The sequence below is a fragment of the Roseobacter sp. FCG-D35 genome (genome assembly GCF_033436665.1).
In the GTDB taxonomy this organism is placed as follows: Bacteria; Pseudomonadota; Alphaproteobacteria; order Rhodobacterales; family Rhodobacteraceae; genus JAWQFO01.
On the sequence record NZ_JAWQFO010000006.1, the window covers coordinates 208,041 to 232,780 of the forward strand.

22 protein-coding genes are annotated in these 24,740 nt (G+C 66.1%); 11 read left to right on the forward strand and 11 right to left on the reverse strand.

Annotated features, from left to right (window positions below; genetic code table 11):
* The first annotated feature begins 17 nt into the window (after window positions 1–17).
* The 3 genes from R5H30_RS15270 to araD are packed head-to-tail and all read left to right on the forward strand — an operon-like array spanning window position 18 to window position 3,971.
* Window positions 18–2,093: a TRAP transporter large permease subunit gene (locus R5H30_RS15270; protein WP_318329365.1), complete on the forward strand. Its 2,076-nt coding sequence runs from the start codon at window positions 18–20 to the stop codon at window positions 2,091–2,093.
* Between the two features lie 10 nt (window positions 2,094–2,103).
* Window positions 2,104–2,226 carry a dihydroxy-acid dehydratase gene (locus R5H30_RS15275; protein ID WP_318329366.1) on the forward strand — a complete coding sequence of 41 codons (123 nt, stop codon included), beginning with the start codon at window positions 2,104–2,106 and terminating at the stop codon, window positions 2,224–2,226.
* Window positions 2,227–2,240: 14 nt separating this feature from the next.
* Window positions 2,241–3,971 (forward strand): L-arabinonate dehydratase, encoded by a 1,731-nt coding sequence (gene araD, locus R5H30_RS15280; protein WP_318329367.1) that lies wholly within the window; start codon window positions 2,241–2,243, stop codon window positions 3,969–3,971.
* A gap of 4 nt (window positions 3,972–3,975) precedes the next feature.
* Here araD and R5H30_RS15285 read toward each other — a convergent pair whose 3' ends face one another.
* From R5H30_RS15285 to R5H30_RS15315, 7 genes are all read right to left on the reverse strand, one after another.
* The gene (locus R5H30_RS15285; RefSeq protein ID WP_318329368.1) at window positions 3,976–4,965 is read right to left on the reverse strand and encodes an ABC transporter permease; all 990 of its coding nucleotides are present in this window, start codon (window positions 4,963–4,965) and stop codon (window positions 3,976–3,978) included.
* On the reverse strand, window positions 4,962–6,497 hold the full coding sequence (locus tag R5H30_RS15290; RefSeq protein ID WP_318329369.1) for a sugar ABC transporter ATP-binding protein: 1,536 nt from the start codon (window positions 6,495–6,497) through the stop codon (window positions 4,962–4,964). The genes R5H30_RS15285 and R5H30_RS15290 overlap by 4 nt, the downstream gene beginning before the upstream one ends.
* A gap of 66 nt (window positions 6,498–6,563) precedes the next feature.
* Window positions 6,564–7,526, reverse strand: coding sequence for a substrate-binding domain-containing protein (locus R5H30_RS15295; RefSeq protein WP_318329371.1), 963 nt, complete (start codon window positions 7,524–7,526; stop codon window positions 6,564–6,566).
* A gap of 25 nt (window positions 7,527–7,551) precedes the next feature.
* Complete coding sequence (locus tag R5H30_RS15300; protein ID WP_318329373.1) at window positions 7,552–8,313, reverse strand: SDR family oxidoreductase; 762 nt, start codon at window positions 8,311–8,313, stop codon at window positions 7,552–7,554.
* A gap of 5 nt (window positions 8,314–8,318) precedes the next feature.
* Entirely contained in the window at window positions 8,319–9,491 is a 1,173-nt protein-coding gene (gene dgoD, locus R5H30_RS15305; RefSeq protein ID WP_318329374.1) for a galactonate dehydratase, read from the reverse strand.
* Window positions 9,488–10,261 carry a FadR/GntR family transcriptional regulator gene (locus tag R5H30_RS15310; protein ID WP_318329375.1) on the reverse strand — a complete coding sequence of 258 codons (774 nt, stop codon included), beginning with the start codon at window positions 10,259–10,261 and terminating at the stop codon, window positions 9,488–9,490. The genes dgoD and R5H30_RS15310 overlap by 4 nt, the downstream gene beginning before the upstream one ends.
* 159 nt (window positions 10,262–10,420) lie before the next feature.
* Window positions 10,421–11,308 (reverse strand): SMP-30/gluconolactonase/LRE family protein, encoded by an 888-nt coding sequence (locus R5H30_RS15315; RefSeq protein WP_318329376.1) that lies wholly within the window; start codon window positions 11,306–11,308, stop codon window positions 10,421–10,423.
* A 150-nt stretch (window positions 11,309–11,458) separates the two neighbouring features.
* Between R5H30_RS15315 and R5H30_RS15320 the strand changes: the two genes are divergently transcribed.
* From R5H30_RS15320 to R5H30_RS15350, 7 genes are all read left to right on the forward strand, one after another.
* Window positions 11,459–12,133 carry a FadR/GntR family transcriptional regulator gene (locus R5H30_RS15320; protein ID WP_318329377.1) on the forward strand — a complete coding sequence of 225 codons (675 nt, stop codon included), beginning with the start codon at window positions 11,459–11,461 and terminating at the stop codon, window positions 12,131–12,133.
* Between the two features lie 9 nt (window positions 12,134–12,142).
* A complete protein-coding gene (locus tag R5H30_RS15325; RefSeq protein WP_318329378.1) occupies window positions 12,143–13,345 on the forward strand; it encodes a mandelate racemase/muconate lactonizing enzyme family protein in 1,203 nt (400 codons plus the stop codon).
* A 32-nt stretch (window positions 13,346–13,377) separates the two neighbouring features.
* Window positions 13,378–14,355, forward strand: a complete 978-nt coding sequence (locus R5H30_RS15330) for a sugar ABC transporter substrate-binding protein (RefSeq protein WP_318329379.1) — start codon at window positions 13,378–13,380, stop codon at window positions 14,353–14,355.
* A 72-nt stretch (window positions 14,356–14,427) separates the two neighbouring features.
* A complete protein-coding gene (locus R5H30_RS15335) occupies window positions 14,428–15,414 on the forward strand; it encodes an ABC transporter permease (RefSeq protein WP_318329380.1) in 987 nt (328 codons plus the stop codon).
* Complete coding sequence (locus R5H30_RS15340) at window positions 15,411–16,154, forward strand: ATP-binding cassette domain-containing protein (protein WP_318329381.1); 744 nt, start codon at window positions 15,411–15,413, stop codon at window positions 16,152–16,154. The genes R5H30_RS15335 and R5H30_RS15340 overlap by 4 nt, the downstream gene beginning before the upstream one ends.
* 12 nt (window positions 16,155–16,166) lie before the next feature.
* Window positions 16,167–16,931, forward strand: coding sequence for an SDR family oxidoreductase (locus R5H30_RS15345; RefSeq protein WP_318329382.1), 765 nt, complete (start codon window positions 16,167–16,169; stop codon window positions 16,929–16,931).
* The gene (locus R5H30_RS15350; protein ID WP_318329383.1) at window positions 16,906–17,772 is read left to right on the forward strand and encodes an aldose 1-epimerase; all 867 of its coding nucleotides are present in this window, start codon (window positions 16,906–16,908) and stop codon (window positions 17,770–17,772) included. The genes R5H30_RS15345 and R5H30_RS15350 overlap by 26 nt, the downstream gene beginning before the upstream one ends.
* Here the strand turns inward: R5H30_RS15350 and R5H30_RS15355 are convergent, their stop codons facing one another.
* The 4 genes from R5H30_RS15355 to cuyA all read right to left on the reverse strand — a co-directional run bounded on the left by R5H30_RS15355 (window position 17,773) and on the right by cuyA (window position 22,801).
* The gene (locus R5H30_RS15355) at window positions 17,773–18,771 is read right to left on the reverse strand and encodes an Ldh family oxidoreductase (protein WP_318329384.1); all 999 of its coding nucleotides are present in this window, start codon (window positions 18,769–18,771) and stop codon (window positions 17,773–17,775) included.
* Between the two features lie 11 nt (window positions 18,772–18,782).
* Complete coding sequence (locus R5H30_RS15360) at window positions 18,783–19,955, reverse strand: mandelate racemase/muconate lactonizing enzyme family protein (RefSeq protein WP_318329385.1); 1,173 nt, start codon at window positions 19,953–19,955, stop codon at window positions 18,783–18,785.
* Window positions 19,956–20,025: 70 nt separating this feature from the next.
* A complete protein-coding gene (locus R5H30_RS15365) occupies window positions 20,026–21,642 on the reverse strand; it encodes an ABC transporter substrate-binding protein (protein WP_318329386.1) in 1,617 nt (538 codons plus the stop codon).
* Between the two features lie 166 nt (window positions 21,643–21,808).
* On the reverse strand, window positions 21,809–22,801 hold the full coding sequence (gene cuyA, locus R5H30_RS15370) for a D-cysteate sulfo-lyase (RefSeq protein WP_318329387.1): 993 nt from the start codon (window positions 22,799–22,801) through the stop codon (window positions 21,809–21,811).
* 289 nt (window positions 22,802–23,090) lie between these two features.
* On the opposite strand from cuyA, the gene R5H30_RS15375 reads away from it, so the two are divergent.
* On the forward strand, window positions 23,091–24,686 hold the full coding sequence (locus R5H30_RS15375) for an ABC transporter substrate-binding protein (protein WP_318329388.1): 1,596 nt from the start codon (window positions 23,091–23,093) through the stop codon (window positions 24,684–24,686).
* Window positions 24,687–24,740 lie beyond the last annotated feature (54 nt).

The window sequence follows — 24,740 nt, forward strand, 5'->3', positions numbered from 1 at the left end:
CAGACGAGGGCAAGGCGATGAGCGAGAAGTACGACAGGGTCCTCGAGACGACGGACATCGAGATCGCGGCGCAGACCCCTGCGGACGATGCCCCGGACCTGCCGCGCAGTGCCTACGGGCCGGTCGAACACGTCAGCCACGTCACCGGCATCGCCATCTCGACCTTCTACCTGATCGCCGCACTCGCGACGCTCTACGAGGTCTTTTCCCGCTACGTGCTGAACAAGCCCACCTTCTGGGCCTTCGAGACGGTCATGGTCGTCGTCGCCGCCGCCTGGATGTTGTCGGCGGGCTACGTGACGATGAAGAAGCGCCACATCTCGATCACCGTGATCCACAACATCGCCAGCCCCGCGCAGCGCTGGTGGCTCGAGCTTTTCGCGATGGTGATCGGTGTGATCGCGCTTTACATGCTGCTGACCGACGCGCCGATCCGTGCCTATGACAGCGTGCGGCGGATCGAGAAATCAGGCTCCGCCTTCAACTCGCCCCTCCCGATGATGATGAAGTCGCTGATGGTCCTCGGCGCCTTCATGTACCTCGCGCAGCTGATGACGAATCTCTACCGGCATCTGACCTCCCGCGCCGCGCGGCTGGCGGTCAAGGTCGTCGCCGTCTACTTCGTCGTCTACTTCCTCTCGGCGTTCCTGAGCCATGCGCTCGGCATCGAAGCTTTCGGGGTCTTCTCCAATTTCATCTCGGGCATCGGCAGCGCGATGGATCCCTCGCAGGCGCTGAACCTGCGCGGCATGGACCTCGGCACGATCTCGATGATCATGGTGCTGCTGCTGGTGGCGCTGATGATGACCGGCATGCCGCTGGGCATCGTGACGCTGTTCGTCTCGGTGATAATGGCGGTCGGGTTCTTCGGGCCGCGCGGCCTGTTTCTGGTCAGCTCGAACGCGGTCGGCCTGCTCGAACACTACTCGCTTGTCGCCGTGCCGTTCTTCGTGCTCATGGCCTCGATCCTCGAACGCGCGGGCATCGCCGAGGATCTCTTCGACGCCATGTCGATCTTTGCCGGAAACCTGCGCGGCGGCGTCGCGGTGCAGACCACCGTCGTCGCCGTGATTCTCGCCGCCATGTCGGGCGTCATGGGCGGCGAGATCGTCATGCTGGGTCTCGTGGCCCTGCCGCAGATGTTCCGACTGGGCTATGATCGCAAGCTCTCGATCGGGCTGATCTGCGCCTCGGGCGCGCTGGCCACGCTGATCCCGCCGTCGATCATCACCATCGTCTACGGCGTCTCGGCAGAGGTCGGCATCGGTGACCTCTTCATGGCCGGCGCGGTGCCAGGGATCATGCTGGCGACTTTTTATGCCGGCTACGCGCTGATCCGCGTCAATCTCAACCCCTCAATGGCCCCGACCGCCGCTGAGGTCGCCGAGATAACCGGCACACAACAAAAGATGTCGCGCGAGCGGATGACCGCGGTGATCCTGTGCATCATCCTGATCACGATGGTCATGGGGTCGATCTACGGGGGCGTCGCCTCGGTGACCGAAAGCGCCGCGGTCGGCTGCATCGGCGCGCTTTTCATCGCCGCGGTGCGCAACCGCTTCAACTGGGCCGTGATCTCGGCCTCGCTGCTCGGGACCATGACCACCGTCGGCACGATCATCTGGCTGATCCTCGGCGCGGTCAGCTTTGTGGGCATCTTCAACCTCGTCGGCGGCGGCGACTTCATCCGCTCGCTGTTCCTCGACCTGGGGCTTTCGGCGATGGGCACCGTGATCGTGATGATGCTGATCCTGATGGTGCTCGGAACATTCATGGAATGGATCGCCATCGTGCTCATCACCGTTCCGGTCTTCGCGCCCGTGGTGATGACGCTCGCCCCCGAACTGGGCCTGACCGAAGACCAGGCCAAGATCTGGTTCGGCATACTCTTCGTGATGAACATCCAGATCTATTTCCTCTCGCCGCCCTTCGGCCCGGCCTGTTTCTGGCTGAAATCGGTGGCGCCGAAGGACGTGACCCTGCAGGAGATCTTCATCGCCGTGCTGCCCTTCATCGCGCTTCAGATCACGGGGCTGGTGCTTGTGATGATGTTTCCGCAGATCGCACTGTTTCTGCCCGAGCTCTTGAATTGAGGAGGCTGCCATGATCGGACGCGACTCCGACGACGACATCAACGGCTACGGATTCTGGCCCTGGATTCTCGGACTGGTCCTGGCCGGCCTGATCGTGCTGCTCATGTTCACATTCGCCCAGCCCATTTCCTGACCCAAGGATCCGCCATGCCTAAACGCCCCGAAGATCTCCGCTCCGCCCGGTGGTTCGCGCCCGACGACCTGCGCTCGATGGGCCACCGCTCGCGGGCGATGCAGATGGGGCTCGACGGCGAGGACTGGGAGGGCAAGCCGGTCATCGCAATCATCAACACCTGGTCGGATCTCTCGCCCTGTCACCACCACCTGCGCGACCGGGCCGAGTTCGTGCGCAAGGGCATCCTTCAGGCCGGCGGCATGCCCGCCGAGCTGCCGGTGCACGATTTCTCGGAACAGTTCCTGAAGCCGACCTCGATGCTTTACCGCAACATGGGCGCGATGGAGGTGGAGGAGACGCTGCGCTCGCACCCTGTCGATGGGGTCGTGCTGCTGGGCGGTTGCGACAAGTCCACGCCGGCGCTGATCATGGGCGCGCTCAGCATGGGCCTGCCCTTCATCTTCCTGCCCGCCGGCGCAATGCTGCGCGGAAACTACGCCGGGCAAAAGCTGGGATCGGGCACCGATATCTGGAAATACTGGGACGAACGCCGCGCCGGCACCATCGGCAAGGAGCAATGGGACGGCGTGCAGGGCGGCATCGCGCGCAGCTACGGCACCTGCATGACGATGGGCACCGCCTCGACCATGATGTCGATCGCCGAGGCCTTCGGGCTGACCCTGCCCGGCGCGTCCTCGATTCCGGCGCCGGACGCCGGGCACAAGCGTATGTCGGCGGCCTGCGGGCGGCGCATCGTCGAGATGGTCTGGGAGGACCTGACGCCCGACAGGATCGTGACCCGCGCCGCGACCGCCAACGCCACCGCCGTCGCGATGGCGACCGGCTGTTCGACCAACGCCATCATCCACCTGATTGCGATGGCCGGCCGGGCCGGGATCGACTGGCAGCTCGACGACCTCGACCGGATTGGGCACGAGGTGCCGGTGCTGGCGAACATTCGGCCTTCCGGCAAAGACTACCTGATGGAGGATTTCTACTACGCCGGCGGCCTGCCCGCGCTGATGGCCGAGATGCGTGACCGGCTCGACCTCTCGGCCCTGACGGTGAACGGGAAGACGCTGGGCGAGAACATCGAAGGCGCGGTCAATTACAACGACGACGTGATCCGCCCGCTCTCGAATCCGGTCTATCACGAAGGATCGCTTGCCGTGCTGCGCGGCAACCTCGCGCCCGACGGGGCGGTCATCAAGCCCGCCGCCTGCGACCCGAAGTTCCACCGTCATCGCGGCCCCGCCATCGTCGCCGACAGCTATCCCGAGCTGAAGAAGATCATCAGCGATCCCGATTACCCGATGACGCCCGATCACGTGATGGTGCTGCGCAACGCGGGCCCACAGGGCGGGCCTGGGATGCCGGAATGGGGCATGATCCCGATGCCGCAGGCGCTGCTGAAAGACGGGCACCGCGACATGGTCCGGCTGAGCGACGCGCGCATGTCCGGCACCTCCTACGGCGCCTGCATTCTGCATGTCGCGCCCGAAGCCTTCGTCGGCGGGCCTCTGGCACTGATCGAGACCGGCGACATCATCGAACTCGACGTGCCGAACCGGATACTGCGGGTCGACCTCTCGGACGCGGAACTGGCGCGGCGGAGCGAGAACTGGTCGCAGCCGGAGCCGCGCTATGAACGCGGCTACGGCTACATGTTCTCCAAGCACATCGAACAGGCCGACAAGGGTTGCGACTTCGACTTCCTGCGCACCGACTTCGGCAAGCCGGTGCCAGAGCCCGACATCTTCTGAGGCGTCAGGTCTTGTTCAGGCGGTACTCGGCGAGGAACACCGCAAGGATCAACAGCGTGCCCTTGGCGAGCATCTGGTAGAAGGTCGGCACCGCCGTCAGGATCATGCCGTTGTTGAGCACGCCGATGATCGCGACGCCCAGCAGCGCCCCGATCACCGTGCCGCGCCCGCCCTGCATCGCACAACCGCCGAGGAAGGCCGCCGTGATCGCCTCGAGCTCGAGCCCGTCGGACCCCGAGATCGGTTGCCCCGACCCGGTGCGCGCCGCCAGAAGCACGCCGCCGATGCCGGCCATGACGCCCGAGACGATATAGATCGCCACCCGGTAGCGCGGGATGTTGAGACCCGAAAGCCGCGCCACCACCGGGTTGCCCCCGATGGCATAGTAGTTCCGCCCGACGATGCTCTTGTGCATGAAGACGTAGAACCCCGCGGCAACCGCCATGAGGATCCACAGCGGCACCGGCAGGCCGAGGATGCGGCCGGTGCCGATCCAGCGGAAGGCGTCGCTGAAGATCGAGATCGACTGCCCGTCCGAAAGGATGAAGGCGATCCCGCGAAAGATCGCCATCGTCCCAAGCGTCACGATCACCGCGTTGATCCGCCCGTAGGTGACCAGAAGCCCGTTCACCAGCCCCGCCAGCGCCCCGACGACAAGGCCTGCCACGATACCGGCTCCGGCCAACCCCGTCGACTGGATCGCCATGGCGGTCGCCACCGTCGTCAGCCCAACGATGGAGCCGACCGAGATGTCGAGCCCGCCCGAGACGATCACACCAGTCTGCGAGATCGCCAGCACCCCGAGTATCGCCACACCCATGCCGATGTTGAGAAGGTTGCGCGCGGAAAAGAACACGTCGCCGCGCAGCACGCCGAAGATCACCAGAAGCGCGATCAGCGCCACCAGAAGGCTGATGTTGTGAATGCCGATGCGCTCGGCCATCCGGTGCAGCGCAAACCCGTCACGCCGCGAATTTGCAGTCTGATCGGTCATCGCCCGACTCCCTCAAGTTCTCTTTGCGGCGCCGCCCTTCCCTGCGGGATGGCGGCGGCCATGATGGCTTCCTCATTTGCCTCTGCGCGGTCGAGTTCGGCGCGGATGCGCCCGTCGGCCATGACGAGGATGCGGTCCGACAGCCCCAGCAATTCCGGCATCTCGGAAGAGATGACGATGACACCCAGCCCGTTCCGGTCGGTCAGCTTGCGGATCAGGTCGTAGATCTCGGACCGCGCGCCGACGTCGATTCCGCGTGTCGGCTCGTCGAGGATCAGCACCTTGAGATCGCAGGCCAGCCAGCGCGTCAGCACGACCTTCTGCTGGTTGCCACCCGAGAGCGACGTGACCGGCGCGTCGAGCGAGGACGCCTTGAGCCGCATCTGCCCCGAGATGCCCCCGATCAGGTCGAGCGCCCGGCCCCGGCTGAAGAACCCCGCCTTCGAGACCTTTTCGGGCACGCAGAGCACGGCGTTCTCGAGTATCGTCTGCAACAGCAGAAGCGCCTCGTCCTTGCGGTCCTCGGGCGCGAAGCCCAGCCCGGCGGCGATCGCCGCACCCGTGTCGCCCGAGGGCAGTTCGACCCCGGCGAGACTGACGGAACCACCCGTGCGGCGATGAAAACCGAACACGCCCTTGGCAAGCTCCGAGCGTCCCGCGCCGATCAGCCCGCCGATGCCGAGCACCTCGCCGGCTCTCAGGTCAAAGGAAATGTCGTCGACGTGTTCCGTCGACATGTCCTGAACGCTCAGGACCACGTCGCCCATTTCAGGCTGCCGCTGCGGGAAGAGGTCCGAAAGTGGCCGGCCCACCATGTAGCGCGTGATTTCCTGCTCGGTCACGCCTTCGGCCGGCAGGTCCTCGACCAGTTCGCCGTCGCGCAGGACGGCGATGCGGTCTGCCAGTTCGGTGATCTCGGCCAGGCGGTGAGAGATGTAGATGATCGCGACCCCCTCGTCGCGCAGCCGCCGGATCAGTTTGAACAGCCGCCGCGTCTCTTCGTCGGTCAGCGACGAGGTCGGCTCGTCGAAGGCGATCAGCCTGCCGCCCGCCTGAACCGCGCGCATGATCTCGATCATCTGTCGCTGCGCGGGCCCGAGCCCGCTGCAAAGCTGCCGCGGATGCAGCTCGCCCGTCATTCCGAAGGTCTCGAGCAGCGCCTGCGTGCCCGCCTGCAACCGCGACCAGTCGAGAAAGAACCGTCCGCGCCGTGGCAGGTCGCCGGTAAAGATGTTCTCGGCCACCGACAGGTCCGGCACGATCTCGGGTTCCTGGTGGATCACCCGGATGCCGGCCTGATGCGCCTCGCGCGGCTGTGCGAAGCGCGCCTCCGCCCCCTCGACATGGATCGTCCCGCGCGTCGGCGGAAACACCCCTTCGAGCAGGCGCGTCAGAGTCGACTTGCCCGCGCCATTCTCGCCGACCAGCGCCAGGATCTCGCCCGCGCGCGCCTCGATCGAGACGTCCGTCAGGGCGCGCACGGGGCCGAAATGCTTGGTCAGGCCCTCGGTCTTCAGGAATGGCGGTGCCATGCGAACGCTCCCCCGTGTCTTGCGCGGATAAACCGGGCGGCCTACTCGCCGCCCGGTCCGGTTTGCTCAGCCGCAGAGCTTGGCCTGGTAATCCCCGAAGTTGTCCATCGTGATGAACTCGGGGTCCGAATAGGTCGTCATCGGCAGCTCCTGCCCGTCCTTGATCGCGGCCAGCAACAGCGTCACCGCGTCGCGGCCGTGATTGGCCGAGTTCAGCCACATGGTGCCGCGGTAGGCCGAGGCACGCCCGTTGCCGAAGGCGTCGCAGGCGCGGCTGCCGTCGATACCGATGCCGATGCCATTCTCCGCCGGGTAGCCCGAGTTCTCCATCGCCCGCGCCGCACCCAGCACGCCGTCGTCGTTGCAGGCATAGAAGATCCAGTGCTCGTACTGCGGGTTCGCGGTCATCGTCGTGGTCATCACGTCGATGGCATTGACCATCGTGTTGTCATAGGCCGCACGGATGATCTGATCCTCGGTCAGGTCCGAGTTCGCGAGCAACGCCTGCTCGGCCCCGCCGTTGCGCTGCATGCAGGTGTCGGCCTTGCGGTCTTCGATCGAGACGATGCCGACCGATCCCGCGTCCCAGCCGGCTTCTTCGTAGAACCCGGCCAGCTCCTCGCCCACGCGCTCGCCGATGGCGAAGGCGTTGAGCCCGACGTAAGGCACCGGGTTGCCGGCCTCGTCCTGGATGTCGTCGTCGACCGCGATCAGCGGCACGCCGGCCGCGGCGGCGCGCGCGGCGACCACAGGCCCCAGAGCCCGGTCCGGCACCACGATGGCGATGCCGTCGACCCCGTCGCCTATCATCGTGTCGAGCGTCGTGATCGTCAGATCCGCGTTGAACTGAACGTCCTGGCTGACGAACTCCGCGCCGCCGGCCTCGGCGGCTTCGGCGGCACCGGCCACCTCGGCCACGAACCACGGATGGTCGCCCATCTTGTTGATATAGCCGATCTTCAGATCGTCCTGCGCGAAGGCCGCCAGGGGCAGCAGCGCAGCGAGGGCTGTGGATGCAAGTCTCTTCATTTTGATACCTCCCATGTATCGCGTGTCAGTCGTGAAAAAGAACGGATCGCCCGCCGTCGATGACGATCGCCTCGGCATTGATGAAGGGCGCCTCGTCCGAGGCGAGGAAAACGGCCGTCATCGCCACCTCGTCGGGGCTACCGATGCGGCGCGGCGGGTGCAGCTCCTCGGCCTTTCGGCGTTCGGCGGCCGGATCGTCGAAACCGGCCCAGTAGGTCTGCGCGATTTCGGTGTCGATATAGCCGGGTGCGATGGCGTTCACCCGGATGCCTTCGGCGGCGTATTCGATGCCCAGAGCGCGGGTCAGGCCGATCAGCCCGTGCTTGGCTACCGGGTAGGGAAAGCAGTGCGGGATGATCTTGAACCCGTGCGCGCTGGCGATGTTGACCACCGCGCCCGACGCCTGCCGGCGCATGGCGGGCAGCACCGCCTCGGTCATCGCCCAGCAGGCCTCGAGGTCGAGCGCCATGCAGCGCGCCCATTCCGAACGCGGCATCTCGTGCGGCAGGTGAAAGACATTGGCCCCGGCGTTGTTGACCAGAATGTCGATGCGCCCATACCGATCCAGCGCGTGTGACGCTGCCGCATCCACGTCCTGCTGCCGGGTGACGTCGCATGGCACAAAGCTGCCGCCGATCTCCTCGGCCACGGCTTTCCCGGTCACCTCGTTGATCTCGGCGACAATGACCTGCGCTCCCTCGTCGGCGAAGCTGCGCGCAATGGCGGCTCCGATGCCCTGACCGGCGCCGGTCACGATGGCGATCTTGTCCTGCAGGCGTCCCGCCATGGCGCTCACCAGTCCGCGATGGTGCCGTCAGGCAGCACCGCGTTGCGGGTGTGCAGGATTTCCTGCGCGAAGGGGTGACGGGCGATCTCGGCCTCGTTCACCTCGATGCCGAGCCCCGGCGCCTCGGGTAGGTCCCAGCGTCCGGGCTTGCGGTCGATGGGCCAGGCCACGACGTCGTCGTACCACGGCACCGCGCCGACCATCTCTTCCTGGATGATGTGGTTCGGTGTCGAGATCCCGAAATGCAGCGCCGCAACGCCGGCAATCGGTCCCAGCGGGTTGTGCGGCGCCACGCCGATGCCCTGCGTCTCGCACTGCGCGGCGATCTTCTTGGCCTCCCACAGGCCACCGACATGGCAGATGTCTGGCTGGGCGATGTGAAAAGCCCCGAGCTTGAGCGCCGCGTCGAAACCCGCGCGCCCGATCAGCCGCTCTCCGGCGGCGATGGTGACCGGCGAGGTCCGTGCCAACTCGGCGCAGGCCTCGAGGTTCTCCGGTGGCACCGGTTCCTCGGCGAACAGCGGCCGGGCCGGTGCGATCGCCTTCAGGAAATCCCGCGCCAGCGTCGCCGAGGCGGGCCGCCCGTGAAAATCGACCATGATATCGACGTCCGGCCCAAGGGCCGAGCGCAGCTCGTCCATTGCCGCGCCGACCGTGTCGATGGCGCGGATCGGTGCGGTGTAGTGGGCATAAGGGATAGAGACCACCTTGACCGCGCCATAGCCCGCCTGCACGACCGCCCTGCCCCGCTCGACCAGTTCCGCGGACCCTTCGGTTTCATAGACCGACGTCATGCTGCCCATGCCGAGATGCGTGTAGGTACGCAGGTGGCTGCGGCACTGGCCGCCGAGCAGGCGCCAGACCGGCGTGTCGAGCGACTTGCCCAGGATGTCCCAAAGCGCGATCTCGATGCCGCTGATCGCGGACATGCCGATCACGCCCATGCGCCAGAAACCGTGCCGGGTCATGATCTGGAAACACTGCTCGATGTTGCGCGGATCCTCTCCGACCAGCAGCGGCGCGATGTCCTCGATGGCTCCGGTGACGGCGCGGGTCTTCCATTCGAGCGTGGCCTCGCCCCAGCCGCAAAGCCCCGGCACATCGGTGTCGACGCGCACGAAGATCCAGTTGCGCATCTCCGCGTTGCAGATCGTCGCCGTGATCCCGGTGATCTTCATGCGTCGCCTCTCCTCGCGCCGTCGATTTCACCGCGCATCTGCTCCATGTCGCGCCGCGCCAGCGCGATCAGGTCGCGCATCGCGGCCTCTGCGGCATCGGGCTGGCGCATCCGGATCGCCTCGAGCACCTTGCGGTGCATTTCGAGGGCATCCTCGAAGGACTGCGTGGCCCGGTTGGTCTTGCGGAAGCTGGCCAGCAGGGCCGCGCGGATCGCGATGCCGAACTGCGCGAAGACCCAGTTGCCGCTCGCCTCGATGATCGCGGTGTGAAAATCGAGGTCGGCCTGGCTCCAGGTCTCGTTGTCGCGCCTGCTGGCTTCGACCATCGCCTCAAAGGCTTCGGCCGCGCGCAGCAGCGCCCGGTTCCCGGCATTCTGCGCAGCGGCGCGCGCGGCGGCGGGCTCCAGCACCTCGCGCGCCTCGAGAAGCGCGCGGTAGAAGTCGAAGTCCTGCGGATGATCGAGCGCCGCGTCGAGAACCACCGGATCGAGCATGTTCCAGGATGCGCGCGGCATGACCAGCGTTCCGGCGCGCGGACGCGACCGGATCAGACCCTGCGCCACCATGTGCTGCATCGTTTCGCGCAGCGTCGTGCGACTGACGCCGAAACGCGCGATCAGGTCGGCTTCGGGCGGCAGCAATTCGCCCTCGGGCATTTCGCCGGTGACGATCGCGCCGACGAACTCACGCAGGCAGCCCGACATCACGCGCCGTCCCTGGCTTGCGGCATCGGACGACAGTCGCGTCCCGGGGGCCGTGTCCTGATCCATGATGTTCCGCGCACCTCCTGCCCGGCACCGGCCGGGTATGCACTCGTTAATAGATACTATTTATTTCATTATCAATACTATTTTTGCAGAATTAAATCCTATCAATATGAACTACGCGCGTGCGCCGAGCAGTTTTCACGTTGCCTCGGACACCTGTCCTCAGCCACCGAAGCGGTGGCAGGGAAGGCCGCGCACGCCCGGGGTCAGCGCGAAAAGACCCCCTTCTTCCGGGTGCGCGGCAAGGTGATCCGCGTCCATCGTGAACCGCGCCGAGGTCACGTAGAGCGTCGACAGGCCCGCCCCGCCGAAGGCACAGCTTGTCGGCCAGGAACAGGGCAACTCGACGATCCGGTCCAAACGGCCGTCAGGCGCGAACCGGGCCACGCAATGTCCGCCGACCACGCGGCAGTTCCAGATGAAGCCCTCGGCATCGAGGCACGACCCATCAGGCAAGCCGCGCTCGAACCCGGACACGATGGTCCTGCGGTCCGACAGCATTCCGGTTTTTGCGTCGATGGCATAGGAATAAAGCGTGTTTTGCAGGGTGTCGGCGGTGATGAAGCGGCCGTCGTCCGTCCAGACCATCGTGTTGGTGATCCCGAAGCGGTCATCGCAAACGGCATCCACCGCGCCATCCGCGGTCACGCGGTAGAGCGCGCCGGTACTGGCCGTGATGTCCTTCGGAGCATCGTCCCGGGCGATGTTGTTCTGCATGGTGCCGACCCAGAACGCACCGTCGGGACCGACCACGCCCTCGTTCAGCCGGTTTTCGGGGCTCTCCGGTTCGACCTCGGCCAGCGTCTCGAAGCCTTCCGTGTAATCCCAGAGCGTGACGCGACGCTCGAGCCCGACGATCGCCCCGCCATCCGCCCGCAGCCCGATCGACGTCACGCGCCCTGGCGTCGGATACGTTTCGTGGCGCCCGTTTGCCGAGTCGAAGCGGTGCAGCCGCCGCCCGATGATGTCCACCCAGAAAAGGCAACCTTTCCGGTCGTCCCAGACAAGGCTTTCCCCGACGATATCGCGCGCGTCTACTGTCAGTGTCACACCAGACATCCGATCCTCCCAAGAAATTCTTGACAGGAATGTTGGCGTTAAAATATCAAAGGATCAAGCATAACCTGTATGACAGGTTTATTAGGAAGTGGTGACGATCGGATGCAGGCGGACTTGCGAAGCGGCGGACCGGAAAACCTCGTGAGCACCACGGTCGGTGCGATCACCGCGCATATCCGCAACGAAGAGCTCGGACCCGGTGACCGGTTGCCAAGCGAGGCGCAGTTCTCGAAAGACCTCAGCGTGTCGCGCACCGTCGTACGTGAAGCCTTTCGGGCGTTGGCGGCGCTGCACCTGATCGACCTCAGCCCCGGCAAGCGTGCGGTCGTCGCCCAGCTTGACTATGGGAGCATGTCGCTGCTCATCGAACACGGCGTGGTGACTGAGCAGATTACCGTGCAGCAGATCTACGATGTTCGGCGCACCATCGAAATCCGCACGGCGACCCTTGCGGCCCTGCGCCGCAGCGAGGCGCAGGGTCAGAAGATCGTTGAACTGGCCAAAGGCATGCAGGCCTCACGGGACGATACCCAGCGGCTGATGGAGCTCGACATCGCGTTGCATCTCGAGATCGCCAAGGCCGCAGCCAACCCGATCTTCGCGCTGATCGTCGGGGCCTTCGACGGCGTGACCCGGCAGACCTGGCCGATCGGCTGGCGCTCGCGCACGACAGAAGAACAGCAGGTCTTCATGCTCGACATCCACGTCCGCCTCGGCGAGGCCATCGCTGCCGGTGACCCGACCACCGCGGCGGATCTCATGGCGAAGCATTTCGACGAATCCGTGCGCGCGCTGATCGCCGCCGGAATCTCCTGAGGTGCTGCCATGAAGATCACCGGCATCGAGACCATTCGCATCGAGGAACGTCCTAATCTCCTCTGGGTCGAGGTCCGCACCGACGAGGGCCTGACCGGGCTGGGCGAAACTTTCTTCATTGCCGAGACGGTCGAGACCTACCTGCACGAATACGTTGCCCCGCGCGTGATCGGGCGGAACCCGTTGCAGATCGACCTTCTGGCCAGCGATCTCGTGGGCTACCTCGGGTTCCGCTCGACCGGTGCCGAGGTGCGCGGCAACTCGGCTTTCGACATCGCGCTCTGGGACCTTTTCGGAAAGGTCACCGGGCAACCGGTCGCACAGCTTCTCGGCGGGTTCAGCCGGCAGGAAATCCGCACGTACAACACCTGTGCCGGCGTCGAGTACATCAAGAAGGCCACCGGCCAGCAATCGGACAATTACGGGGTCGGCGCCACGACCGAGTACGATGACCTGAACGGCTTTCTGCATCGCGCCGACGAGCTGGCGCAGTCGCTGATGGACGACGGCATCACCGCGATGAAGATCTGGCCCTTCGACATGGCCGCCGAAAATTCCCGGGGGCAGTACATTTCGGCCGGCGACATGGCCTGCGCGCTCGAGCCCTTCGAGAAGATCCGTGCGGCGGTCGGCGACGCGATGGACATCATGGTCGAGTTCCACTCGATGTGGCAGCTGTTGCCGGCGATTCAGATCGCGCGCGAGCTGGCGCAGTTCAAGACCTTCTGGCACGAGGACCCGATCAAGATGGACAGCCTCGGCTCGCTCCGGCGTTACGCCGAGGCCAGCCGCGCGCCGATCTCGGCCAGCGAGACGCTGGGCAGCCGCTGGGCGTTCCGCGACCTGCTCGAGACCGGCGCGGCCGGTGTCATCATGCTCGACATCTCTTGGTGCGGCGGCCTGTCCGAGGCGCGCAAGATCGCCAGCATGGCCGAGGCCTGGCACCTGCCGGTGGCTCCGCACGACTGCACCGGGCCGGTGGTGCTCTGCGCCAGCACGCATCTGTCCCTCAATGCCCCGAACGCTCTGGTCCAGGAAAGCGTACGCGCCTTCTACAACACCTGGTACCGCGATCTTGTCACCGCCCTTCCGCAGGTCTCGGGCGGCATGATCACCGTGCCGCCCGGTCCGGGTCTCGGCATGGATCTCAATCCCGAGCTCGACCGCGCATTCACGGTCCGGCGACGGCAAACGACCGAGGCCGACATCTGATCGGCCGACATTTCCACGGAGGAGGAAACCACATGAAACGACTGATGACCGCCGGTGTGCTGGCCGCGTCCCTGCTGGGCACCACCACGATCGCCAATGCGCAAGGCATGAACATCGTGTTCACGCACCATTCCTCGGCATCGAACCCGTTCTGGCAGGCCGTCAAGAAGGGCTTCGACGATGCCTGCGCCAAGATCGAGGCGAACTGCCAGATGGTCTTTACCCAGACCGAGGGCGCCATCGACCAGCAGGCGGCGAACATGATGGCCTCGCTCGCCCGCAGCCCCGACGCGCTGCTGACGACGATCGTGGACAACAACGCCTTCGACCAGATCATCCAGCAGGCGCGCGACAACGGCACCATCGTCATCGCCACCAACGTCGACGACACCGAAGGTGCAGACGGCAACGCACGGCAGGCCTTCATCGGGCAGGGCTTCGTTCCGGCAGGCTATGCGCTTGGCAAGAAGATGAGCGAATTCTTCCCCGAGGACGGACCGATCAAGGCGGTGATCGGCATCTCGGCGCCGGGGCAGAACTGGTCCGAGCAGCGCGGCGCGGGCGTGATCAAGTACCTCGAGGAGTTCAAGGAGGCCAATCCTGATCGCGAGGTCACGATCGAACGGCTCGACACCGGCACCGACGGGGCGGTAGTGGCCGAGCGCGTCGGCGCCTACCTCAACGCCAACCCGGACACGACCGTCTATTTCGATACCGGTCTGTGGCATGCTTACGTGGCACAGGTTCTTGCCGACCGCGGCGTCGAGCCGGGTTCGGTCCTGATGGGCGGCTTCGACATCGTGGCCGAGGTGCTGCAGCAGATGGAAGCCGGTTACATCCAGGTGCAGGTCGACCAGCAGCCTTACATGCAGGGCTTCATCCCGGTCATGCAGGCCTATCTTGCCAAGAACTTCGGTCTTTCGCCCAGCGACGTCGACACCGGGCAGGGTCTTGTCCTGCAGGAAGATGTCGAAGGTCTCTGGGAGCTTGCGAAACAGGGCGTCCGCTAGGCCACGCCTTCGGTCCAGGGCCCGCCGCGCGGTGCGGCGGGCCGCCTTTTCAGCAGCGCCGACGGGGCCGGGATGAAAAAGACACTCAAGATCTACATGGAAAAGCCCGAACTTGCCGGGCTAGCGTTTCTCGTCGTGCTCTGCGTGGTATTCCAGGTGCGCTCGGGCGGCGTGTTCCTGAATGCCCAGAACCTGCAGGGCATCCTCGGCCTGCTGCCCGAGATGGCGCTGGTCTCCATCGGCGTCACGCTGCTGATGATCTGCGGGGAGTTCGACCTCTCGGTCGGCTCGGTCTTCGCGCTGACTCCGATGACCATGGCGGTGCTGATCGAAGCCGGCTGGCCGTTCCTTCCCGCCTACGCGCTCGCACTCGGCGTTGCGCTCTGCATCGGCCTCGTGAACGGCGTGCTGACCGTGCACTTCGCCATCCCCTCGTTCATCACCACGCTCGGCATGCTCTTTGTCGCGCGCTCGATCACGGTCGTGATCTCGGGCGGCTTCCCGCCGCTCCTGCCGACCGACGCGCTGCCGAAATGGCTTTTCACACAATACGTCGGCCCCGGAGACATGATCCGCATGTCCTTCATATGGTTCGTGGTCGTCGCGGTGCTTGTCACCCTGCTGCTGGGGCGCACCAACTTCGGCAACTGGGTGCGTGCCACGGGTGGTTTTCTGCCCGCGGCCGAGGCGATGGGCATACCCACAAAGCGCGTCAAGATCGCCTGCTTCATGCTCTGTTCGCTGCTCGCGGGCTTCGCCGGCTCGATCCAGGTGATGCGCCTCGGCGCGCCGCTGCCCTCGATCGGCGAGGGCATGGAGCTTCAGGCCGTGGCGGCGGCGGTGATCGGCGGCACCGCGCTGACGGGTGGGATCGGCACGATCTTCGGCGGCATCGTCGGCGCGATCCTGATCCGGGTCATCGACAACGGTCTGGTGCTGTCGCAGGTCGACGCCAACTGGTTCAAGATGGCTCTTGGCGCACTGACGGTCATCGCGGTCATCCTCAACGCCTGGCTGCGCAAGCGCGCCAAGGCGATCCAGGTGGAGACCGGCTCATGAGCGACCCCACGGCCGACCCGATCATCCAGGTCCGCGACCTGCACAAGTGGTACTCGGGCGTGCACGCGCTCAAGGGCGTCACCCTCGACCTCGCGCGCAACGAGACGCTGGGCCTTGTCGGTGACAACGGCGCGGGCAAGTCGACGCTGATCAACATCCTCTCCGGCACCCAGGCGGCGTCGAGCGGTGAGATCGTGATCGAGGGCAAACCGGTGCACTTCCGGGGTCCGCGCGACGCAATGGATGCCGGGATCGAAACGATCTACCAGTACAACTCGATGGTTCCGACCATGAGCATCGCGCGCAACATGTTCATCGGACGCGAACCGCTGAAATGGTCGGTCATGGGCATCGGCCCGATGGACCGGGCGCGGATGGCCGCCGAAAGCGTGCAGGCCATCGCCGATGTCGATCTGCACCTGCGCTCGCCCGACGCGCTGGTCGGCGAGCTGTCCGGGGGCCAGAGGCAGGGCGTGGCGATTGCGCGCGCGATGCACTTCAAGTCCAAGGTGATGGTGCTGGACGAGCCGACGAACCACCTCGCGGTCAAGGAAACCAACAAGGTGATCGGTTTCGTGCGGGGCCTGAAGGAGCTTGGCATCACCGGCATCTTCATCAGCCACAACATCCACCACGTCTTCGAGTGCTGTGACCGGATCGTCGCCATGGCGCGCGGCGAGATCGTGCTCGACAAGCGCGTCGGCGAGACGTCGATGGACGAGGTGCATGACGTTCTGTGACAGGAGGCAGGCATGACGACACTTGACGGAAGAACTGCGCTGCTGACCGGCGGGCTGGGATCGTTGGGCCGTGCGCAGGCGCAGGCGCTTGCCGCGCAGGGCGCGGCGGTGACGATCCTCGAACATCCCGAGGTCGCGGACGGCACGGCGCGGGCCGAGGCGCTCGGCGCGCGTTTCCTGCCCTGCGATCTCAACGATCTCGGCCGCGCTCAGGACACCGTGCAAGCAGCGGCGGACGCGGCGGGCGGCATCGACATCCTGATTAACAACGCCGCGTTGATCATCAACCGGCCCTACGACCGGTTCAGCCTCGACGAATACGAGGACCAGATCCGCGTCAACTCGTCGGCGGCCTATGCGCTGAGCTGCATCTGCGCCGCCGCGATGAAAGACAAGGGCTGGGGCCGCATCGTCAATTTCACCTCGGTCACGCTAAAGGGCATGATCGACGGCTACGTGCCCTACATCGCCTCGAAGGGCGCGATGCTGGGGCTGACGGTCAGCCTCGCGCGCGAGCTTGGACCGCACGGCATCACCGTCAACGCCGTCGCCCCCGGTGCGGTGGTGTCCGAGGCCGAGGCGCGCGTTTTCGGTGAGGCGGCACAGGAATATTCCGACTGGGTGCTCGAACAGCAATGCCTCAAGACCCGCATCCAGCCCGAGGACATCGCAGATCTCGTGGCCTTCCTGGTGTCGCCCGCAGCCGGCCTGATCACCGGGCAGAACATCGGCATCGACGGAGGATGGATGGGTGGCAAGGCTCCTGGAACTGAGTGACGGTCGTAGCCGGGTCAGCCTTGCCCCCGGCATGGGCGGTGGCATTGCCCGGTTCGATGCGCTGACCTCGGGCGGTCCGGTCCCCGTGCTGCGCGCCTGGGACGGCAGCGCGGCCCCCTTTGCGCTGGCCTGCAACGTGCTGGCGCCGTTCTCGAACCGGGTTTCCGGAGGCGGGTTCACCTTCGAGGGCGTGTTCCACCCCCTGCCCTGCAACCTCGACGGAGAGGGCTTTCCGATCCACGGCGATGCCTTTCAGCGCGTATGGGCGGTCGAGCAGGAGGCGCCCACCCACGCCGTCCTGACCCTGACGAGCGCGGGGATCGGCCCGTTCCGCTATGACGCACGGCTCGACTATCGCCTCGATGCCGGATCTTTGGGGACAACCCTCACGATCACCAACAGCGGGCCGCGCCTGCCTTTCGGCGGTGGCTTTCACCCCTGGTTTCCGCGTCGCGCCAGCACCAGGCTCTGCTTTGCGGCCGAGGGGGCTTGGCTCGAGGACGACCGCCACCTGCCGACCGCGCACCGCAGCCTCGCAGAGCTGCCGCAGTGGAATTTCTCCGATCCGCAACCCCTGCCCGACACCTGGATCAACAACGCCTTCACCGGCTGGTCCGGCACGGCGCGGATCGACCAGCCCGACCTCGGGCTTGCCGTCGAGATTGTCACCGATGGGCTCGACACGGCGATCGTCTACGCGCCGTCGCCCGAGGCTGCGTTCTTCTGCTTCGAGCCGGTCAGCCACGCGGTGGACGCCGCGAACCAGCCCGGCCAGCCGGGGCTGATCCCGCTCGAAACCGGGCAGTCGCTGGTGCTTTCCATGTCGATCGGCTGGCGCTGATCAGAGACCGGCCCCGAAACCGTTCAACGTCTCGATCAGAGCCGCATCGACCGTCACCCCGTCGCGCTCTGCCGCTGCGCGGTTGTCGTGCCGTCGGTCGCCCGGCACGCGGGTTCCCGCCTCGCGCGTCATCTCGGCCAGCATCCCGTCGAGCCGTTCCGCGAAATCCGGCCGCCCCAGCCCGTCGGGTCGGATCGCGATCAGGGTCTGGCCCAACCGCGGCGGCCCGCCGGCGTCGTCACCCAATGACGAGGCCTCGTGCGACCAGTTAGACCGCGTCAGCCCCGCGCTCAGCACCTCGACCATCAGCGCAAGCGCCGCGCCCTTGTGCCCGCCCGCCGGCGCGATTGACCCCGCCATGCCCTCGGTTGGGTCCGTCGTCGGGCGGCCCTCCGGGTCGAGCGCCCAGGTGTCGGGGATCTGTTCGCCCGCGGCCGCGGCATTGGCGATGTTCACGAAGGCGGTGGCCGAGGACGAGCTGTCGATGATCAGCGGCGCGCCCGCGCGCGGGGCCGCGAAGGACCACGGGTTGGTGCCGAAGAACGGCTCTCGGCCGCCCCAGGGCGCCATCGTCGACGAGGCGTTGGCCGTCATCAGCCCGATCAGGCCATGCTGCGCCAGACGCCCGGTGAAGTAGCCCAGCACGCCGCAGGCATAAGCGTTCTCGATCCCCATCAGCGCGATACCCTGGCGGCGAGCGGCTTCGATCAGCACTTTCTCGCCCGCGTCATAGGCCGCATGAGCAAAGCCGCCGGCAGCATCCACGCCGACCAGCCCGGGCATCGGCGTCGACAGCACCGGCAGCGCGTCGCCGACAATCTTCCCGACCTTCAGGTGCCCGCAGTAGTACGGCAGGTAGCCCAGCCCGATACCGCGCGTACCCTCGGCCTCGGCGTCGCGGATCGACGCCGCCACGCTCACCGCCTGATCATCGCTTGCACCGCAGGACGTCAGCGCCGCGTGGCTTGCACCCTCCACCTGATCCAGTGTCAATCGCATCTCCCGCTCCTTCACGACTTGCGGAAATCCGTGCCGTAGCCCGCGGCCTTCCCGCCCGAGGGAAAAGCCCCTTCGTCGAGAAAGCGCCGGTGACACCGCACCAGCGCCTTCGGGTCGAGCACCACGCCAAGCCCGGGCCCGTCCGGCAGCGGTGTCACGCCGTTCTTCAGCGCATGCGGCCCGCCTTCGATCACGTCGTCTGCATACCAGCGCAGCAGGGTCTGGCTGATACCGTGGACGTGACCAAGCGCCGCCGTCAGGTGCAGGTAGGCCGCCGAGGCGATGCCGGTCTCGCCGGAATGAAACCGGAACCCCACCCCCATCTCGGCGCAGGCGGCGATGAAGGCCACCGTTCCTGCAATACCGCCATGCTCGTTGACATTCGTCACGATCGCGTCCGGCGCCCCCAGTGCCACGGCCTTCGGCAGGTCGATGCGGTGGCTCGAGAAGGACATCGGGACATGCGCACGCAGCGCCGCCATCTCCTCGTAGCTTTCGCAGGGCTCCTCGAACCAGGCGATGTCGAACGCGGCGAGTTTTGCCAGCGCCCGGCGCGCGGTCGGCAGGCTCCAGGTTCCGTTGGCGTCGAGCCGCAGCTCGCGGTCACCGATGGCATCGCGCACGGCCCGCACCATCTCGATCTCCTCGGCCAGAGACACAGTGCCGACCTTGCCCTCGAAGACCTGCGCGCCGTGGTCCGCCAACATCTGCTCGCAATAGCGCGCCACGTCCGACGGGCTCGCTTCGCCCGGCTCGTCCGGTCCGGCGAGACGGTAGCTGAAATACTCCGTCTGAGGGATCTCGCTGCGCAGGGCGCCGCCCAGCAGCGCGCTGAGACTGCGGCCTTCGGTCTTGCCGCGCGCGTCCCACATCGCCATTTCGATGCCGCCGAAGACCCGTTTTGCCGCCGTCACGTCGCCCCAGGGCGTGTAGGCCATCGCCGGCACCAGCCGGGCGCGCGCGGCGTTGATGTCGCGCACGTCGTGACCCACCAGCGCCGCACCCATCGCCGCGACGTCGGCCGCGCGGTCCCCGTCGGCGCATTCGCCCAGACCCTCGACGCCATCCTCGGTGGTCAGGATCACGACGGTTTTGGTCAGCGAGGCGATCGAGCCGTAGCTGAAACGATAGGGCGCGCGGAACGGGATGTTGACGGGCAGCGCCCGGATGTCGCGTATCTTCATCGCATGGCGGTCGTTCGGGGCGAGGTAACCGCCCCGGCGCGAAACGGCGCCGGGACGGTGCGGTGTCGGGTCAGCCTTCCAGCCAGACCTTCTCCAGGTGCATCTCGCGCAGCGGGTGACGGTTGTAGTTCTTCACCCGCGCCGTGTGGTGCATGGCAAGCTCGCGCCAATAGGCCTGCACGATCACGCCGCTGTCCTGCAGCATCTTTTCGAGCTCCTCCATCAGCGGCCGGCGCTGGTCGGGGTCAAAGATCCCCAACGCCTCCGAGAGCTTGGCGTCGAAGTCGGGATTGCTGTAGCCGGTCTCGTTCCAGGCCTCGCCGGACTTGTAGGCCACGGCATAGACCTGCACGCCCAGGGGCCGTCCGCCCCAGGATGTGGTCGAGAATGGATACTTGGTCCAGTCGTTCCAGAACGTGGCGCCCGGCAGCGTCTGGCGCGTGATCTCGAAGCCGGCGTCGCGTAGCTGTGCCGCGACGGTGTCGGCGAAGTCGCGCAGCTCGCCGTCGTCGATCGAAATCAGCTCGATCTCGCCCGAGACGCCGGAGGCTTCGCGCAATTCACTGGCCTTCTCGGGATCGTGCGGCGGGCGCGGCACTTCGGCATACTCGGGATGCACCGGAGCGACGTGGTGGTTGTCCGCCGTGGTCCCCAGCCCCGCGATCGCCAGTTCGAGGCAGACCGCATTGTCGACGGCCAGCTGCACCGCGTTGCGCAGGTCCTTGTTGTCGAAGGGCGGCGCGTTGACGTTCATCCGCGCCACCGCCGTCGTCGCGGTCAGGGCCACGGCGCGCTCGAGACCCATCGAGTTGAACAGCTCTTCCGAGTTGCTCTGGGTTTCGTCGTTCATGTCGATCTCTTCGGCATCGAAGGACGCGGCAAAGGCGGTGTCGTCGTTGCCGAGGTCTATGAACTCGATTCCGTCGAGATAGACCTCGCCGCCCCACCACTTGCCGTCCTCGCGGCGCTTCAGGACCGCCTTGTCGCCGACGGCGAAGGACACCAGTTCGAACCCGCCGGTCCCGATCGGCGCGTCCTGCAACTGTCCGCCGAAGGTCTGGTGGACGCAGAGCGCCGGATAATCACCGAAAGACGGGATCAGCGAGATATCGGGGGTGAAGAGGTTAAGCTGCACGGTAAAGTCGTCGATCTTCTCGACCGCACCCTCGGCAGCCTCGGCGGCGTCGCCTTCGCGCAGCGCCACAAGCCGTGCGGCCATCGAGTTGCCCTCGACGGTGCTGTCGGCCATCCGGCGGATGTTGAAAACCACATCGTCGGCCGTGAAGGAATCGCCGTTATTCCAGACTGCGTCGCGCCGTACGTTCAGGGTGTAGGTCTTGGCGTCGTCGCTGACCTCCCAGCTTTCCAGCAGCGACGGGCTGAACGAGCCGTCGGGCTCCCAGCGCACCAACGGTTCGCAGAACTGCCGTGCCACGTTGGACTTCTGCGGCCAGTCGTAGGTGCGCGGATCGTTGATGTCGAGGATCTGCTGGCCGATGCGCAGCACACCGCCCGTCTGCGGCTCTTGCGCGGCGGCGGCCCCCGGGGTCAGCGCCCCGATCATCCCGCCTGCCACCGGTGCGGCAACGCCGAGGATGCTGGCCAGCGCCATGAACTCGCGCCGGTCGAGTCGGCCTGCGTTGACGTCGCGGGCCATTTTGGCGATCTGTCTTTCCCTGTTGGTCATGTCTCGTCTCCCCTTGAAATGCCGTGACCCTTCGGGCCACGCGCGTCTGCGAAACCTTGAGTAGAAGGATAGTACGCCAACGGCCCGCCGCCCAATTCCGAACGCAAAAAATGCGTTTCAGGCGCCAATTCCTCCGTCACGCCCGACCTTCGAGCACACCGCGTCATCAGAAAGCGGCGTCATAGCCGAACAGCGCCGCCGCGCCGCCGGTGTGCAGGAACACGATGCGTTCATCGCGGCCGAATCGGCCCTTGCGCACGAGGTCGATCAGCCCTGCCGCAGCCTTGGCAGAGTAGACCGGATCGAGCAGGATGCCCTCGAGTTCGGCGAACATCCGGATAGCGGCGATCCCGTCCGCCGTCGGGATGCCGTATCCCTCACCGACGTATTCGCAGTTCGCCACCACGTCGCCGCGCGCGACGATGCCGGGGCAGCCAAGCTTTTCCGCCGTCTTCTGCGCCAGTGCAAAGACGTTCGCTTCCTGTTTCTCGCGCGGCGCGCGCACCCCGATCCCCAGCAACGGGATCTGCGCGTTCGTGCCCTTCAGGCCGGTGACCAGACCGGCCTGGGTTCCCGCGCTACCTGTCGCGGTAACGAGACGGTCGACCTGCAGACCGCGGTCGTTGAACTGGCCCAGCATCTCGATAGCGCAATTCACGTATCCCAGCGCACCGGTGGCGTTCGATCCGCCACCGGGGATGACGTAGACCTTTTCACCGTCGGCCCGCCGTGCCTCGGCGATTTCCTCGATCAGCGCGTTGAAGTCACCGCCGCCGGGGCGAGTTTCGGTGGTCGCGCCGTGAAGGTGGTCGAGTAGAACGTTGCCGTTGGTGGTGTAGTTGCGGTCGGTCGACCCGGTGCGATCTTCCAGCACGATATGGCAGCGCAGCCCCAGCCGGGCGGCGAAGGCCGCCGTCTGCCGGGCATGGTTGGACTGGGTGGCGCCCTGGGTGATCACCGTTTCCGCACCCGCACCCACGGCCTCGGCCATCAGGAATTCCAGCTTGCGGGTCTTGTTGCCGCCGGTCGACAGACCCGTGCAATCGTCGCGCTTGATCCAGATCTCCGGCCCGCCGAGGGCATCGCTCAGACGGTCAAGACGTTCCAGGGGCGTCGGCAGATGCGCGACGAAGAGGCGGGGGAAGCGGGCGAGATGCATGTCGGGTCCTCCAGTCGGCAGACTCTGTTGTCGACTATGCCGCAGCGGCCGCCGATACCAAACCAAAGTTGTAATGGCCCCTGACGGACCGGGGCACCCGGGTCCGCAACGCCTTGGAAACGATGCCGAATTTTCAGGCATCCGGCCAAGATTTGGGCAGGCGGCCGGGGTCGCGCCTGACCTTGCGGAAGGTTTATCCTTGTTTCGGCCGCCCCGATCAGAAAGTCTCGTCATAAGTGTACGGCCGGAAACCCGGGACGCACACGCATCCAGACACGGAGGTTATGCAATGAAATTCAGGACTTGGGCCGGCGTGGCCCTCTGCAGCCTGGCGCTTGCGCTTGGCGGAACCGCGGCACTGGCGCAGAAAGCCGGCGGCACCCTGGTCTACATCGTGCAACCCGAACCGCCGTCGCTGGCCTCTTTCCTGTCGACCTCGGGACCCATCGGTCTGGTCGCGCCCAAGATCTACGACGGGCTGCTCGACTACGGCCCCGACCTCGAGATCCTGCCTGCGCTGGCCGAAAGCCACGAGGTCAGCGAGGACGGCAAGACCGTGACCTTCAACCTGCGCCAGGGCGTGACCTGGCACGATGGCGAACCCTTCACCTCCGCCGATGTCGCCTTTTCGGTCATGGAGATCCTCGCCAAGGTCCATCCGCGCGGCCCGAACTCGTTCCGCGAGGTGACCTCGATCGACACGCCCGACGAGCACACCGCGGTCTTCAACCTCGCCAATCCCGCGCCCTACATGCTGCGCGCGTTGTCGGCCTACGAAAGCCCGATGGTGCCCAAACACCTGCTCGAAGGCACCGATCCGCGCAATTCGGACCTCGCGACCAGCCCGGTCGGCACCGGCCCGTTCAAGTTCACCGAATGGAAGAAGGGCCAGTACATCCGCCTCGACAAGAACGAGGCCTACTGGAAGGAGGGCCTGCCTTATCTCGACCGCATCGTCGGCCGCTTCATCCCCGACGCCTCGACGCGCACCGCGGCGATGGAGAACGAAGAGGTGATGTACGGCGCCTATGGCGCGATCCCCAACATCGACGCCGTGCGCCTGCGCGACACCGACGGGTTCTCGGTCACAACCGACGGCTACGCGATGATCAACCCGATGGCGCTGATCGAGTTCAACACCACGAAGCCGCCGTTCGACAACCCGGCGATCCGCAAGGCGGTGTCGCTGGCGCTCGACCGGCAGTTCCTGATCGAGAATATCTGGTTCGGCTACGGCCAGCCTGCGACGTCGGCCCTGTCGAGCAACTTCGGCGCCACCGGTCTTTATGCCGAAGGGATGCCGAACTACCCCGCCAACGCCGACCCCGAGGCCGCCATTGCGTTGCTCGATGAGGCCGGGATCACCCCGAATGGTGACGGCGTGCGCGCCAGCGCCACGCTCGACCTGATCCCCTACGGCGAGGACTGGCGCCGCGCGGGCGAGTACATGAAACAGGCGCTGGCCGAGATCGGGATCGCGCTGGAACTGCGCTACGAGGACGTGCCGACCTGGCTCAAGCGGATCTACGCGGATTACGACTTCGAGATCAACGTGAACTACTTCTACCAGTTGCCCGACCCGGTGCTCGGCGTGCACCGCCACTACGGCACCGACCAGATCCGCCAGGGCACGCATTTCGTCAACTCGTCGCGCTACTCGAACCCCGCGCTCGACGAGCTGCTCGCCGCAGGCGCGCAGGAGGCAGATGCCGGCAAGCGGTCCGAAATCTATGCCGAGGTGCAGAAGATCCTGGCCGAGGACATGCCGGTCAACAACCTCTTCGAGATGGAGTTCCTGACGGTCTACAACGACAAGCTGAAGGACCACGCGACCTCGGCGCTTGGCGCCTATGGCTCGTTCGACCAAGCCTGGATCGACGAGTGATCTGGCCCGGTCCATCGACCTGAGCCCACCGGGGCCCCGGCCCAGCCGCCGGGG

Coding starts and splice junctions, on each gene's coding strand:
- R5H30_RS15355 (WP_318329384.1), bottom strand. CDS start 18,771: ATGCGATTGACACTGGATCAGGTGGAGGGTGCAAGCCACGCGGCGCTG.
- R5H30_RS15375 (WP_318329388.1), top strand. CDS start 23,091: ATGAAATTCAGGACTTGGGCCGGCGTGGCCCTCTGCAGCCTGGCGCTT.
- R5H30_RS15300 (WP_318329373.1), bottom strand. CDS start 8,313: ATGGCGGGACGCCTGCAGGACAAGATCGCCATCGTGACCGGCGCCGGT.
- R5H30_RS15340 (WP_318329381.1), top strand. CDS start 15,411: ATGAGCGACCCCACGGCCGACCCGATCATCCAGGTCCGCGACCTGCAC.
- cuyA (WP_318329387.1), bottom strand. CDS start 22,801: ATGCATCTCGCCCGCTTCCCCCGCCTCTTCGTCGCGCATCTGCCGACG.
- R5H30_RS15310 (WP_318329375.1), bottom strand. CDS start 10,261: ATGGATCAGGACACGGCCCCCGGGACGCGACTGTCGTCCGATGCCGCA.
- R5H30_RS15335 (WP_318329380.1), top strand. CDS start 14,428: ATGAAAAAGACACTCAAGATCTACATGGAAAAGCCCGAACTTGCCGGG.
- R5H30_RS15285 (WP_318329368.1), bottom strand. CDS start 4,965: ATGACCGATCAGACTGCAAATTCGCGGCGTGACGGGTTTGCGCTGCAC.
- R5H30_RS15290 (WP_318329369.1), bottom strand. CDS start 6,497: ATGGCACCGCCATTCCTGAAGACCGAGGGCCTGACCAAGCATTTCGGC.
- R5H30_RS15325 (WP_318329378.1), top strand. CDS start 12,143: ATGAAGATCACCGGCATCGAGACCATTCGCATCGAGGAACGTCCTAAT.
- R5H30_RS15270 (WP_318329365.1), top strand. CDS start 18: ATGAGCGAGAAGTACGACAGGGTCCTCGAGACGACGGACATCGAGATC.
- dgoD (WP_318329374.1), bottom strand. CDS start 9,491: ATGAAGATCACCGGGATCACGGCGACGATCTGCAACGCGGAGATGCGC.
- R5H30_RS15365 (WP_318329386.1), bottom strand. CDS start 21,642: ATGACCAACAGGGAAAGACAGATCGCCAAAATGGCCCGCGACGTCAAC.
- R5H30_RS15275 (WP_318329366.1), top strand. CDS start 2,104: ATGATCGGACGCGACTCCGACGACGACATCAACGGCTACGGATTCTGG.
- R5H30_RS15295 (WP_318329371.1), bottom strand. CDS start 7,526: ATGAAGAGACTTGCATCCACAGCCCTCGCTGCGCTGCTGCCCCTGGCG.
- R5H30_RS15345 (WP_318329382.1), top strand. CDS start 16,167: ATGACGACACTTGACGGAAGAACTGCGCTGCTGACCGGCGGGCTGGGA.
- araD (WP_318329367.1), top strand. CDS start 2,241: ATGCCTAAACGCCCCGAAGATCTCCGCTCCGCCCGGTGGTTCGCGCCC.
- R5H30_RS15330 (WP_318329379.1), top strand. CDS start 13,378: ATGAAACGACTGATGACCGCCGGTGTGCTGGCCGCGTCCCTGCTGGGC.
- R5H30_RS15360 (WP_318329385.1), bottom strand. CDS start 19,955: ATGAAGATACGCGACATCCGGGCGCTGCCCGTCAACATCCCGTTCCGC.